Below are 12,591 nucleotides of genomic sequence, written 5' to 3'. Positions count from 1 at the left end.
ATGGCTAGCAGCGAACTTGAATTCGATGTCATCGTGGTGGGTGGTGGCCCTTCCGGCTTCATCGCCGCCACGGCCTCGGCGCGCTTGGGCGCGCGGACCCTTCTGGTAGAGCGATACGGATTCCTAGGAGGAATGCCCACCAGCGCTTGTATAGGGCCGATCTCGCCTTTTCACTTCGGGGACGAGCAAGTGATCGCGGGGATCCCACAGCAGTTCATCGACCGCATGGTCGATGAAGGCGGCAGCACCGGGCATGCCAAAGCCACCGATCCGCGAGGACATGGCAGTTACGTATGCTTTTACGACCGGCAACTCTACAAATGGGTGGCGTTGCAAATGGTGCGCGAGGCTGGCGCCGAGGTTCTGCTGCACACGTTCGTCGATGACGTGATCGTGGAAGACGGCGCGGTGCGGGGCATCGTCGTGACCAACAAGTCGGGGCGTACTTCCCTGCGCGCAAAGGTGGTGGTGGACGCATCGGGCGACGGCGACGTTGCCAAGGCGGCAGGCGCGAGGCATGTACTCGGCCGCGAGCCGGACGGCGTGCTGCAGCCGGTGACACTCATGTTCGAGATGGCTGGAGTCGACACAGCCGCACTCAAGTCCTACATGGACTCGCATCCTGAAGATTTCTGGCGCACCTCTGAAATCGTGCCAATGCGCAGTTTCTCGCCACGGCTGGAATCCAGGCATTTCTGCGGGCAGGGCTTTGTTAGCGCGGTGCGGCAGGCGCACGAGGCGGGTGAACTGTCACTTGGCCGCGATTCCGTCCTGTTCTGGACGACTGTGCATCAAGGCGTGGTGCATTTCAACTCCACTCGGGTCGCCGGAATCGACGGGACGAAAGCATCGGACCTGACGCGGGCGGAAGTCGAAGGTCGCAGACAAGTGATGTCACTGTCGAATTTTCTCGTGACGAAGATTGAGTGCTTCAAAGATGCGTGGCTGTCCGACACCGGCATTCAGGTCGGCGTGCGCGAAACACGGCACGTCGTTGGCGAATACGTGCTCACCGAGAGCGACGTGGTCGAAGGACGAAAGTTCGACGACGTCATTGCGCGCGGCTACTTTCCCGTAGACATTCACAATCCCCAGCCAAAGGCCGGGGCGAAACAAGACGGCGGCGTCTGGCGCGACCTCGAGGACGCCTATGACATCCCCTACCGCTGCCTTGTGCCAGAGAGCGTTGACGGCCTTCTGGTCGCGGGACGGGCAATTTCGGCCAGTCATGAAGCGCACGCTTCATTCCGGACACAAGGAGGCGTGATGGCGATCGGCCATGCAGCAGGCGCCGCGGCAGCGCTGGCTGCCACTCATCGCGTCCAGCCCCGCGCACTCGAGGTCGGCCTCTTGCAGCAGGCGCTGCTGCGTGAAGGTGCACTGCTCCACCGCGATCACGAACAGGTTGCAGCGCAGAAGCAGCGTGCAGCCGCCGCCGTCCAGGCCGCGCTCGACGCAGGGAAGATCTCACGCCGCTACCTGGCCATTCCGCCGCGCGATTGACACTGGCCCACTGCCACGCGCTGCACGTCTTTCGACGCAAGAGCGATGGACATCAACCTTGCAAGGCTCGATCTCGTATCGATTCGGCTCGCTGTACTGTGTGCCGAGCACGGTTCCGTTTCGGCTGCATCGAAACTCGTGCACTGCACACGGTCTACCAGCAGCTATCGCCTGAGTGCGCTGGAGGAAACGCTCGGCGGCCGCCTGTTCACTCGAGACCACCGGGGACTCCACACGACGGACCTGGGCGAGCTTTTCGTCCAGCATGGAAGAGAAATCCTCCATCAAGTGGAAAACTTGAGCAGGCAAATTGCAATGATTGCGCGCGAGCCCGAGGGTGTGAATTTTCTCAACGATCAGAGTAACCCGCATGGCATGGCTAGCGCTGAATCGTAGCCTTGAAGGGCTGACATTCAGCGCAATTACACCCTTCTATAACGGAGTCAAAAAATGAAGAAAACGCTAGTGCTGGTATCCGCATTGGGACTTGCCGGTGCAGCATGCGCCCAGTCGTCCGTCACGATGTTTGGCATCGTGGACGTCACGCTCGCACACGGCACCGGATCCGTCTCAGACCGCACACAGCTGCTTCGCGGCGGCTATAGCTCAAACCGGCTTGGCTTCCGTGGTGTCGAAGATCTCGGCGGTGGCATGTCAGCGGGATTCTGGCTGGAGGCCGGATTGAATCCCGATGATGGCTCGGGTCAGCCGACCAGTTCGAACAATCAAGCCTCGGGTACACCTGCTTCGGCTGGTGGGGGGCAGGGCCTGACGTTCAATCGGCGGTCGACCATTTCGCTCGGCGGAGCTTGGGGCGAATTCCGGATGGGTCGCGACTTGACGCCACAGTACCTGAACCTCGCCGCAGGCGACCCATTCGGCAATGTCGGCGTAGGTTCCGTGGTTAACTACACCGCAATAATTACAGGCGTGACCAACACGCGAGCGTCGAACAGCATCGCATATTTCAGCCCAAGACTCGGCGGTTTTGCTGTCCACGCGATGCACTACTTCGGAGAGAACTCGAGCGGGGCTGCCACGTCCAGCGACGGCACCGGCGACGGCATCCGCCTGTCCTACGAAAACGGGCCGCTACAAGCAGCGCTTGCGCTCTCGCGAACCAAATATGCTGCCGGCGACGTGAAGCAAAACAACGCTAACGTGACGTACAACTTCGGGGTCGTCAAGGCGACCGCAACCTACAACAGCGACCGCAACGGTGCGATCGCAGCCAAGGGATACTCCCTCGGGGCCTGGGTGCCTATCGGCGCAAGCGAAATCAGGGCCGCCTATTCTCATCATCGCACCAGCGCAGTGAACAACCCGGCAGCGAAGAAGATCTCACTGGGCTACCACTACAACCTCTCCAAGCGCAGCGTCCTTTACACGACGTTCGCGCGCGTACGCAACGAGGGCGGATTCGCCCACGCACTCAATGGAGCTGCGACGGCTCCGAACGGCGCGTCGAATGGCTTCGACCTCGGGATTCGGCACAGCTTCTAGAGCGCCGCTCTTTTTGGCACGGTGTTTGCTGGTTCCTCGCACTTCGGCGCCAATCCAGGGCGCGGTGCGAGCGCGATCAGGCGGCCGAGCGAGGCTCACGCGCTTTCTCGCTCGACGATGGTGAAGCCCACGTCCACCATCGGATCGGCGTCGTCGCGTCCGGCCACCCGGTCAGCGATGCAGCGTGCGGCCAGCGTGCCGATGCGCTTGAAGTCCACTCGGATGGTGCTCAGGCTCGGGCTTACCGACGTCGCGAAATCCAGGACGCCCGTCGGCCTCGACGGATCGGTGCAAGACTGGTGATCCAGGAAGGCTTCTTGGCGGCCGCTCCATTGAGTTGCCGAACTCAGAAGTGACGGCACTCGTAACTGGACGCCTGCATGCGGTCACCTCTCACGTAGTGGGGATACGCGGGATAACGGCACATGGGGCGCGTGGCCTGCACGGCAAACGGCGGGAGGGGTCCCTTGATCACCTGTACCAAGGCACTCGCGGGTGCGGCGCCACTGTTCACCCAGCGGTCCAATGGGTCCAGCAGGTCCACCATCGTCGGCACCTCCGGCCCGGCTGCAACCGCGCGAGAGTTGCCGGTATGCGTCGAACCAGGTGAAACGTAGAGCCGCACCGACCTCTCGACCGCTGCGGCGCCCAAGCGCGCGACGAGCGCATCGTGGTACTGGATTCCCATGAGAGGGCTCTGTGCGCGATCCGCGGCGTTCTCGCGCAGGATCAGTTTGCCGCCGCGCGCGAAGAACGCCGAGAGGTCCGGGTTGGTGGAATCCATCAGCGCCGACGTCTTCTGCACCTGCGCGCGGAAATTCTCGGGGCGATAGCGGCGAACGTCATAGTCCTTGTCACGGGCAATGGCGTAGCGGATCCAGTTGCTTCCGTAGATCCATTGGGTGGAGTTGCGCGAAGCGTCGGGCGGCGTGGCGGGTGCCGCTGCGCCGGAGACCCAACGAACCAGGCTGACGGCAGAGGGGCCGTCAAGGCTGTCTTCGTGCCCGTACAGCCATTGCGGATACGTGGTGAGGCCGTTGGCGATGGGGAAGGGGAACACATAGGGCGAATGGATGTCGCGCAGGAGGCGCAGCTCGGCGTCCGAGAGGCAGTGCAAGCCTGCATCGCGACCACCGGGGCAACGCAAGGGTTGCAGGTCCACGCGGGTCTGGCAGCCCATGTAGTTGTTTACAACGCCATCAGCGAGCCCGTCGAGCGCGTCGCACGTGTCGGAGGTAGCCTTTGCAATGAGCGAGGCCTTTCCGGCTTGCAGCCAGTCGTCGTGCTGCGGTATCTGGTTTCGTATGAAGGCATGGAACAGGCCGGTCCAGTTGATCACGGGGACAATGCTCACGATCCCGTCGTAGTCTGCAGGAAATCGCTGTGCCATCGTCAGCCCTTCGCGGCCACCTTCGGAAATGCCGAAGTAATACATGCGCTGCGGTTGGCGTTCGTAGTACGTGCGCATGATGTCCACGGCCACGTCCTTCACCTTCTTGTAGGAGGCGAAAGCGAAGTTCTCGAGCATTTCCTCGTTCAGCGCGAAGGCGCCGGGCTCCCCGGGTGGGAATGCAGCGGCCTGGTGGCCGGAATCCTGGCCAAAGGTCGCGTAGCCCCGCGCGATGGGGAGCGGATCGTCCGGTGCCGCGTCCCGCAGGGGCGTCAACCCCGTGATCAGCACCCCGTTGAAGCCCCCGCCACCGTACTGCAACGCCTTGCCGTTCCAGGAGATCGGAAGATTCAGCTGAAAGTTGATGGCCTGGGCCGCAGGGTCGCGCGATGCGATCGTGCCGTTGACCTTGCAGAACTGCGGAAGGGCCGGCACGTACGTCCCGTTATTGACCGTAGCAGCGGATGCGGTCGTGAGAACAGCCGAAGTGACCGAGGCCTTGCCGCTGGGCAATCCGATCGCACCAGGGGCGATGACATGGCGGGTGAGGCTCGCGCAGGACGTTGCGAGCCGGTCGGCGTTCGGGATCGTGGTGCACGCCGACAAGGACAAGGCAAGGAGCGCCAAGCCGGCGCGGGGGAGTGCGCGAGAAGAAAAATTCGTCATGGTGTCTCCAGCCTTGGTCAATACATCAGCCGGCCATCGCGGTCGACAACGCCGATGTCCACATACCTTGCGCCTTCGTTGCCGCCCGCGAAGTCGACCACGTAACCACCCAGATCGGCGCGAACCTTGCGTAGTGAAGCCTGGAGCTTTTGGGGCGTCGGAGAGCTTCCTGACTGCTTCAAGCCCTCGACCAGCACCCGGCAACTCAAATATCCGATGAGATGCAGTTGAGAGTGGGCCACGCCGGCAGCAGCATGCTTGTCCATGGCGGTGTGAAATCGCCGGACCAGTCCGCTGGACGACGAGAATGTGTTGGGCGTCACCTGCGCCAGTCCGATGCCCACGGCCTTGTCGCCGCCGGCCTTGTCCACGATCCCTTTCACCGGGATATAGGACATGCCGTAGATCGGTGTCGCGTCGCCGAGCTTGCGGACGTCTCGCACCAGCGACGTGCCGCTGTTCGGCGCGAGGATCATCACGTAGGCCTGTGCCTTCGACGCGCGCAGCTGCGCCGCTTGCGCGGCCAGGTCATCCGCGGCCGAGGGCACGGCAACGCGTTCCGCGATCCGCAACTTGAGTGCCGGTGCGGCCTCCTCGACGAACTTGAGGCCTCCCTGGCCGAACGGGATGTCCTGGTAGACGACCGCGATGTTCGCGAGGCCCACCGTGCCGAGGTGGTTGAGGATGCGTCGCAATTGCGCCGTGTCGCTGGCGTGAACATGGAACAGCCAGGGGCTGCCCGGTTTGCGCAGCGCATCGGCCCCCGGTGTGACGCCAACCACAGGGGTCTTGATGTCGTCGAGTGTCTTGTCCTTGAGGACGGCGCCGACGTTGGCGGAACCCAGCAGGTTGATGAACGCGACTGGCTTGTCGCGCTGCGCGACCTCGCGCAGCAGCCGCACCGTTTCTTCGGGCTTGTACTGGTCGTCCTCGCTCACGAGCTTCAGCGTGTTGCCGTTCACGCCGCCGGCAGCGTTCACTTCGCCGATGCACGCCGAGGCGCCTTCGTGGTTGGCAAGCCCGTTGACGCTTAGCGGGCCGGTGAATGGACCGACATGGGCGACCACCAGTTCGGCAGCATGGCTGCTTCCAACGGCGAGTGCCAGCACGATGCAGTTAAAAGAGGTGCGAATCATTTTATGTCTCACGAACACGTGTAGCTAGCCGCGGCGAATGGATTCCCGGTCGTGAACGCGGCCTTCTTCGGATACGCGCACACCGGCGCAGAGCGGGTGGATGCGCCGGGAAGTGACTGCAATACGATCGTTTCGGGCGCGATGCCCTTTTCCACCCAGTCGGTCAGGACGCCGTACAACTGCCCGGGCATGGGGATCGGCGGGGTCGCGAGCGGGTTGGAGGTGCCGTTCGGCGTCCCGTGCCCAAACCCGGGGATGAGGAACAGCCGGTAGAAACCGCTAACTGCATCCTGCCCGCCCATCGCCGACTGCACGCGGCTGTAGTAGTTGACGGAGCCCTGCGGCATGATGAGTTCGTCAGCCAGCCCGTGGTACTGAAGCAGCTTGCCGCCGCGGGCCTTGAAGGCCGACAGGTCCGCGCTGTCCGTATTGATCTGGCCGAAGGACGATTGCAGGCTGACGCCAAGATCGAAGGCGTTGGACAACTGCGCATAGGTCAGTGTCTTCCAGCCATCGGTGCCGTTGCCGGTGGCGTTCGTGAAGTTTGGCGCGGCAATCGCCGGGTTCTGCATCTCCAGCGCCACCATGTCGGACGCGATGGGGAAAGGTCCGTTCGGGCTGGTCAGCCCATTGAGCCCGAAAGCCGCGAAGGTGCTGCCGTATAGCGAAGTGCCGCGCGCCAGGCCATACCAGCGTTGCGCCCCGGTCGGCCCGCCTGCCGAAGAGGCGGCGCCCCAGCCGTTGTCTACGGCGGGCGACTGCACGCTGCCGTCGGAAGTCATGCCGTACCAGAACTTGTTGATGGCGCGCGCCTGTGCGGTGCTCACGCAAGCGGCCGTCGAATTGCTGCCGCCACTGCTCGCGCAGAGGACGCTTGCATCGGCTGTCGCGTCGTAGTGGCAGGACGCAGGATCGGGGATGTAGCCCAAGTGCTGCCCGCCGACGACGTCGCAGGCATTGATGGCCGCGTTCGATACGAGGTCCTGCTGGGCCGTCGTGAGCGGAGCGCCCGCGAGGTCTTGCTGGAACACGATCTGCGGGTACAGCTCCGCTGTGATGAACTTGCTCCAGTTATTCGCGGGCGCACCCGCCAGGATGCCGTCGAAATCGGCCGGGTTGGCTTGCGCTTCCTTCAGGCCCTGGCGTCCGCCGGTGGAGAAGCCTTCCCAGTACGAGTACTTCGGGGCCGAGCCGTAGTAGGCGGCAGCCAACGCCTTGGTCTTGACCGCCATCTCGTGGATGGCCCGCGAGGAGAAGTCGGTCCAGAGGGCGGTGTTGATGCTGCCGTCGGGCTTCATGGCAAAGGAGCCGGTGCCCACAGCGTGGCCCGTGTCCGTCGTCGCCGAGACGGCACCTTCCACGCCGGCGATGACTGCGGCCGCCGTAGGTCCCGAGAAGGGCGTGGGCAGGCCGGCCAACTGGGTGGTCGATCCTTCGATGCCTCCCGCCCAGCCGCCGCCGCCAAGCACATGGAGGCGCTGGTTCCAGTTGCCGCGGCTCGGCAGCCAGATCTCGATACCGATGCCCGGCGAAGTGGATGGCGCGCCCGCCGGTCCCGGGTTGCCGGGCCCGACGTTCAGCTTGACCACGCAGAGGTCGTTTGCCGCAGCCGGTGTCGAGGCCGTCGCGGTGCCGCTGAGCAGCAGCGGGTCACCCTTCTTGAAGGCCTTCACCAGCAGAACCGACGTGTTCGAATCGGGCTGAAAGCCGGTCTTGAGGCTGTCGTCGCAGGCCAGCAAAGCCGCAGGTGTGCTGCCGCCGCACGAAGCGAGGCCGACCAGCATCGCGCTGGCCGCAACAGCCGGCAGCGCCGCGCGCCGCAGGATTCGGGCAGGGGTCCAGGAAATGTTCATTCGATGTTCTCCAAAGCCGCTGTCTGGGGCGTCCGACAGGAAGGACGGTTCATGCAATCACCAAGCCTAATACGCACATTAGTGCCTGAAATTTGATTTTCATCAATGCACAATAGTGCGTATAGAGGGTTTGTGCGGATGATCTTGTGCTCTTTAGTGCGTGGATGCTTGATCTTGGTGTCGTGCAAGAATTGCCAAGCGAACATTGAGGGGACCTCATCCTGGACAAAAACCTGTTGAGTGCCGGCGGGCCTTCGCCGGAACCGGCGCCACCGAACGCGATCGAGGAAAGGCATCCGCTGCTGGACGCGTTCGGCGACCGCCTGCGCACCTTGCGGGCGCAGCGGGGCTTGACGCGCCGGGCCTTGGCCCAGACGGCCGCCGTGTCCGAGCGCTACCTCGTGAATCTGGAAGCGGGGCGCGGCAATCCTTCGCTGCTGATCCTGCATGAGATCGCCCGGGCGCTGGATTGCTCCGTCGCCCAATTGCTGGGGGACGTTTCGGCAACATCGCCAGAATGGGCGTTGATCCGCGAGTTGCTTCAGGGTCGTGGCGAAGAAGACTTGCGCCGGGCACGGTTGGCGGTCGGCGAAGCCCTGGGCACTGGCGGTGACAGGCGTTCTGCGAACCGGCGCATCGCGCTGATCGGGTTGCGCGGCGCGGGCAAGTCGACGCTGGGCCAGATGTTGGCGGAATACCTGGACGTTCCGTTCATCGAGCTAAGTGCCGAAATCCAGCGCATTGCGGGCATCGGTATTCCCGAAATCCACAATCTTTATGGACCGGGCGCGTACCGCAAGTACGAGCGCCGAGCATTGGAGGATGTCCTTCAGATTTATCCTGAAGTCGTGCTCGCGACGCCAGGTGGGTTGGTGACCGATCCGGCGGCCTTCAACCTCCTGCTGTCGCATTGCACTACCGTTTGGTTGCAAGCGGCGCCGGAGGCGCACATGAGCCGCGTGATCGGGCAGGGTGACACGCGGCCGATGGCAGGCAACGACGAGGCGATGGCAGACCTGAGGCGCATCCTCGACGCACGGTCCGCGTTTTATGGCCGGGCGGACATCACGCTCGACACCAGCGCCCAGGCGCTCGATGGGACGCTCGGACTGCTTTGCAAGCTGGTGCATGAGCGCACGGAGACGCCGCGTTCATAGCCCGAGAAAGCCGGAAAGCTCAGGATGCATCGCCAGTGCGTCGGCCTTTCCTTCGAGCACGACCTGTCCCTTCTGCAGCACAAGGGCACGATCACAATTGGCAAGCACCTTGCGATAGTCCCTGTCGACAATCAGCGTGGCGATGCCGTCCCGCCGGATTTCCTCGATCACGCGCCAGATGTCCGCGACGATCAGCGGCGCGAGCCCTTCCGTGGCTTCGTCCAGGATGATGAGGTCGGGCTGTGTCATCAAGGCCCGGCCGATGGACAGCATCTGCTGCTCGCCGCCGGACAATTGGCCGCCGAGATTCCCCAGTCGTTCGCCCAATCGCGGGAACGTTTCCATGACGCGGCCGAAGCTCCAGCTGCGCGCAATAGCAGGCGCATTGCGCGCGGCCATCACCAGGTTTTCCTTGACGCTGAGGTTTGGGAACACGCCTCGCCCCTCAGGCACATACGCCACGCCCAGCCGCGCAACCTCATGGGGCCGCGACTTGCTTGCGTCGCGGCCAGCGAAGCGGATCTGCCCTTCGCGTTCCTTCACATGGCCCAGCAGCGTGCGGATCAGCGTGCTCTTGCCCATGCCGTTGCGGCCAAGCAGACCCAACGTCCCGCCCCGTGCAATCTGCAGGTTCACGCCCTGCAGCACATGACTGCTGCCGTACCAGGCGTGGATGTCGCGTGCTTCGAGGATGAGTTCTTGCGGCATGATCAATGCCCTCCCAGGTAGGCGGCCTGGACCTGCAGGTTGGCCCGCACCGCGCCAGGCGTGTCGGAGGCGATCACGGAGCCGTTGACCATCACGGTGATCGTGTCGGCAATGCGAAACACGGCGTCCATGTCGTGCTCTACAAGCAGGATGGCGTGGTCGCGTTTCAGCGTGACGAGCAGGGCCAGCATGCGCTCCGTTTCTTCCGGGCCCATGCCCGCCAGGGGTTCATCCAACAGGAGCACCTGGGGGGAAGTGGCCAGGCACATTGCAATCTCGAGTTGCCGCTTCTGGCCGTGACTGAGCGAGCCTGCAGGCCGCTCCAGCAGGTCCGTCAAGCCCGCGCGGGCAGCCGCGTCGCGAGCCGCCGGCGCACTGACTTCGCACTTGACCGCCGACTCCCACAATCGCCAAGGACGCGGGGCGCGAGCCTGCGCCGCGAGCCGGCAGTTTTCGAGGACGGTGAAGCTCGGGTAGATCGTGTTGCGCTGATAGCTGCGACCGAGCCCCGCCCGTGCGCGCCTCGGTTGCGTCCAGCGCGAGATGTCCTGGCCGAGCAATTCAACTTCGCCTTCGGAGGGCGGAATCTCCCCCGACAGGATGTTGATCAGCGTGGACTTTCCCGCGCCATTGGTGCCGATCACGGCATGGACCTTGCCCCGCTCCAATTCCAGCGAGACCTGGTTGACGGCGATCAAGCCGCCCCAGCGGCGGGTGATGCCCCGTCCGCGCAGCAAAATTTCGGCGCTCATGCGTTGGCCTCCCGGACCACAGCGGGCTTGTCTGTCACTCGTTCCCCGCGGCTTCGTAGCCGCAACCGCGCGAGTGCGGGAACACCCACCAGTCCGCGGGGCAACAACGCCACGCTCAGGATAATGGCCACACCCAGGCCCAGCAGCCAATGCTTGGCGAATGCACCGAACACCGCGTCGCTGCGGAACAACTCCTGGAGCAGCGCGTAGCCGAACGCGCCGAGCAGCGCCCCCCGCAGGTGACCGATCCCGCCCAGGATGATCATCACGAGTACGGCGCCCGACATGTGCCAGCTCATGAGCTCGGGGTTGACCAAGCCATCCTTGACCGCGAAGAGCGAGCCCGCGAGGCCCGCGATGGCGCCTGACACCGTGAAGGCCGCGAGCTTGTACGGATAGGTGGAGAAACCGGTTGCGCGCATGCGCTGTTCGTTGACGCGGATGCCCGCCAGCGCGCGGCCGAAACGCGAGCGCGACACCACGGCCAAAAAGGCAAACACGACGGCGAGCACCGCCAGCGTGACGAAGTACAGGGCGAGCGGTTGGTCCAGGTCGAACGGCCCGAACACGGGCTTCGCGTTCAGGTAGATCCCGTCGGTGCCGCCGCCGAGCGGCGTGTCGTGCACCACGTAGTAGGCCATCTGGGCGAAGGCGAGCGTGACCATGATGAAGTACACGCCTTGCGTGCGCAGACTGAGCGCACCCACCGCCAGTGCGTACGCTCCTGCCGCGGCCATTGCGGCAAGCATCAGCCACAGCATATTGCCCGGACCATCGGCGGGAGACAGCATCACCGCGGCGTAGGCGCCGATGCCGAAGAAGGCAGCGTGGCCGAAGCACACCAGGCCCACGCCTCCCACCAGCAGCTCGAGGCTGAGGGCGAGAATGGCATAGATCATGATCTTGGTCACCAGGCCCGTGCCGTAAGCACCGGCGACGAGCGGATACGCTGCCAGAGCGGCGAAAGCCGCCAGCACGAACGCGATCCGGGAGTTCATTGTGAAGTTCATGGTGTGCGCCTAGCCGGCTTTGAAGAGCCCTTGCGGCTTCCAGATAAGGATCAGTGCCATCAGCACATAGACCAGGACACCCGCCGCAGCGGGCAGCACGACCTTGCCAAACGTGTCGACCGTGCCGATCAGCAGCGCCGCGAAGAGCGCCCCGCGGATCGAACCGATTCCGCCAATGACGACGACCACGAAGCAGATGATCAGCACCTGACCCCCCATGCCCGGGTAGACGCTGCTCACGGGTGCGGCGACCATGCCGGCCAATGCCGCGATGGCCACGCCCGCCGCGAACACGATGCGGTAGAGGAACTGGATGTCCACGCCCAGGCTCTGGACCATCTCGCGGTTGGTGCTGCCGGCGCGAATCATCATTCCCAGGCGCGTACGGGTGAACACCAGGTACATGCCGAGCGCCAATGCGATGCACACGCCCGAAATGAAGAGCCGGTACACCGGGTACGACATCATGTCGCCCAATGGCAGCAGTCCAGCGAGCATGGCGGGCGGGCTTACACCGTGCACGTCGTCGCCCACGAGCATGCTGCGGAACTCCTCAAACACCAGGATGAGCCCGTACGTCATGAGCACCTGTTGCAGGTGCTCGCGCTCGTAGAGGTAGCTGTAGAAAGCCCACTCCAGCACGTACCCGAGCAGGGCGGCCAGCACGGTACCCACGAGCAGCGTCGCGAAGAAGCCTCCGCCGAACGTCGAAGCGACGATCGGCGCCAGGGCAAACGCCATGTAGGCGCCCACCATGTAGAAGCTGCCGTGCGCCAGGTTGATGACGCCCATGATCCCGAAGATCAGCGTCAGGCCACTGGCAACGAGGAACAGCAGAAGCCCGTACTGAACCGAGTTCAGGCACTGAATGAGAAAGGTGGCGAGATCCAAGGTACAACTCTTGATGACGAGG

The 12,591-nt window shown here is 63.9% G+C and carries 12 protein-coding genes; 4 read left to right on the top strand and 8 right to left on the bottom strand.

Annotated elements, in window-relative coordinates; all coding sequences use genetic code 11:
- The 3 genes from EEB15_RS17685 to EEB15_RS17675 are packed head-to-tail and all read left to right on the top strand — an operon-like array spanning window position 1 to window position 3,006.
- On the top strand, window positions 1-1,503 hold the full coding sequence (locus EEB15_RS17685; protein WP_158290159.1) for an FAD-dependent oxidoreductase: 1,503 nt from the start codon (window positions 1-3) through the stop codon (window positions 1,501-1,503).
- Between the two features lie 45 nt (window positions 1,504-1,548).
- A complete protein-coding gene (locus tag EEB15_RS17680) occupies window positions 1,549-1,899 on the top strand; it encodes a LysR family transcriptional regulator (RefSeq protein ID WP_141511190.1) in 351 nt (116 codons plus the stop codon).
- 54 nt (window positions 1,900-1,953) lie between these two features.
- Complete coding sequence (locus EEB15_RS17675) at window positions 1,954-3,006, top strand: porin (protein ID WP_141511189.1); 1,053 nt, start codon at window positions 1,954-1,956, stop codon at window positions 3,004-3,006.
- Window positions 3,007-3,101: 95 nt separating this feature from the next.
- Here EEB15_RS17675 and EEB15_RS17670 read toward each other — a convergent pair whose 3' ends face one another.
- From EEB15_RS17670 to EEB15_RS17655, 4 genes are read right to left on the bottom strand one after another with little or no spacing between them, the layout of a single operon-like run.
- The gene (locus EEB15_RS17670) at window positions 3,102-3,368 is read right to left on the bottom strand and encodes a substrate-binding domain-containing protein (RefSeq protein ID WP_141511188.1); all 267 of its coding nucleotides are present in this window, start codon (window positions 3,366-3,368) and stop codon (window positions 3,102-3,104) included.
- Complete coding sequence (locus EEB15_RS17665; RefSeq protein ID WP_141511187.1) at window positions 3,353-5,062, bottom strand: tannase/feruloyl esterase family alpha/beta hydrolase; 1,710 nt, start codon at window positions 5,060-5,062, stop codon at window positions 3,353-3,355. The genes EEB15_RS17670 and EEB15_RS17665 overlap by 16 nt, the downstream gene beginning before the upstream one ends.
- Window positions 5,063-5,079: 17 nt before the next feature.
- Window positions 5,080-6,198, bottom strand: coding sequence for an ABC transporter substrate-binding protein (locus EEB15_RS17660; protein WP_141511186.1), 1,119 nt, complete (start codon window positions 6,196-6,198; stop codon window positions 5,080-5,082).
- An 8-nt stretch (window positions 6,199-6,206) separates the two neighbouring features.
- Window positions 6,207-8,051 carry a tannase/feruloyl esterase family alpha/beta hydrolase gene (locus EEB15_RS17655; RefSeq protein WP_141511185.1) on the bottom strand — a complete coding sequence of 615 codons (1,845 nt, stop codon included), beginning with the start codon at window positions 8,049-8,051 and terminating at the stop codon, window positions 6,207-6,209.
- Between the two features lie 236 nt (window positions 8,052-8,287).
- Between EEB15_RS17655 and EEB15_RS17650 the strand changes: the two genes are divergently transcribed.
- The gene (locus EEB15_RS17650) at window positions 8,288-9,208 is read left to right on the top strand and encodes a helix-turn-helix transcriptional regulator (RefSeq protein WP_233259529.1); all 921 of its coding nucleotides are present in this window, start codon (window positions 8,288-8,290) and stop codon (window positions 9,206-9,208) included.
- On the opposite strand, the gene EEB15_RS17645 is transcribed toward EEB15_RS17650, so the two are convergent.
- Genes EEB15_RS17645 through EEB15_RS17630 form a run of 4 tightly spaced genes read right to left on the bottom strand, consistent with a single transcriptional unit; the run spans window position 9,203 to window position 12,569 of the window.
- A complete protein-coding gene (locus EEB15_RS17645; RefSeq protein ID WP_141511183.1) occupies window positions 9,203-9,916 on the bottom strand; it encodes an ABC transporter ATP-binding protein in 714 nt (237 codons plus the stop codon). The genes EEB15_RS17650 and EEB15_RS17645 overlap by 6 nt on opposite strands.
- A 2-nt stretch (window positions 9,917-9,918) precedes the next feature.
- Window positions 9,919-10,668 carry an ABC transporter ATP-binding protein gene (locus EEB15_RS17640; protein ID WP_141511182.1) on the bottom strand — a complete coding sequence of 250 codons (750 nt, stop codon included), beginning with the start codon at window positions 10,666-10,668 and terminating at the stop codon, window positions 9,919-9,921.
- Window positions 10,665-11,678 (bottom strand): branched-chain amino acid ABC transporter permease, encoded by a 1,014-nt coding sequence (locus tag EEB15_RS17635; protein WP_141511181.1) that lies wholly within the window; start codon window positions 11,676-11,678, stop codon window positions 10,665-10,667. The genes EEB15_RS17640 and EEB15_RS17635 overlap by 4 nt, the downstream gene beginning before the upstream one ends.
- A 9-nt stretch (window positions 11,679-11,687) precedes the next feature.
- On the bottom strand, window positions 11,688-12,569 hold the full coding sequence (locus EEB15_RS17630) for a branched-chain amino acid ABC transporter permease (protein ID WP_141511180.1): 882 nt from the start codon (window positions 12,567-12,569) through the stop codon (window positions 11,688-11,690).
- Window positions 12,570-12,591 lie beyond the last annotated feature (22 nt).

This window comes from Ramlibacter sp. WS9 (assembly GCF_003797765.1).
Classification (GTDB): domain Bacteria; phylum Pseudomonadota; class Gammaproteobacteria; order Burkholderiales; family Burkholderiaceae_C; genus Ramlibacter.
Note: the sequence above shows the minus strand (reverse complement) of the source record. Positions and strands in the feature narration are given on the sequence as shown.

Excerpts from the sequence above, each read along its gene's own strand:
- EEB15_RS17685 (WP_158290159.1), top strand. The coding sequence starts at position 1 with ATGGCTAGCAGCGAACTTGAATTCGATGTCATCGTGGTGGGTGGTGGC.
- EEB15_RS17635 (WP_141511181.1), bottom strand. The coding sequence starts at position 11,678 with ATGAACTTCACAATGAACTCCCGGATCGCGTTCGTGCTGGCGGCTTTC.
- EEB15_RS17675 (WP_141511189.1), top strand. The coding sequence starts at position 1,954 with ATGAAGAAAACGCTAGTGCTGGTATCCGCATTGGGACTTGCCGGTGCA.
- EEB15_RS17660 (WP_141511186.1), bottom strand. The coding sequence starts at position 6,198 with ATGATTCGCACCTCTTTTAACTGCATCGTGCTGGCACTCGCCGTTGGA.
- EEB15_RS17680 (WP_141511190.1), top strand. The coding sequence starts at position 1,549 with ATGGACATCAACCTTGCAAGGCTCGATCTCGTATCGATTCGGCTCGCT.
- EEB15_RS17645 (WP_141511183.1), bottom strand. The coding sequence starts at position 9,916 with ATGCCGCAAGAACTCATCCTCGAAGCACGCGACATCCACGCCTGGTAC.
- EEB15_RS17640 (WP_141511182.1), bottom strand. The coding sequence starts at position 10,668 with ATGAGCGCCGAAATTTTGCTGCGCGGACGGGGCATCACCCGCCGCTGG.
- EEB15_RS17665 (WP_141511187.1), bottom strand. The coding sequence starts at position 5,062 with ATGACGAATTTTTCTTCTCGCGCACTCCCCCGCGCCGGCTTGGCGCTC.
- EEB15_RS17655 (WP_141511185.1), bottom strand. The coding sequence starts at position 8,051 with ATGAACATTTCCTGGACCCCTGCCCGAATCCTGCGGCGCGCGGCGCTG.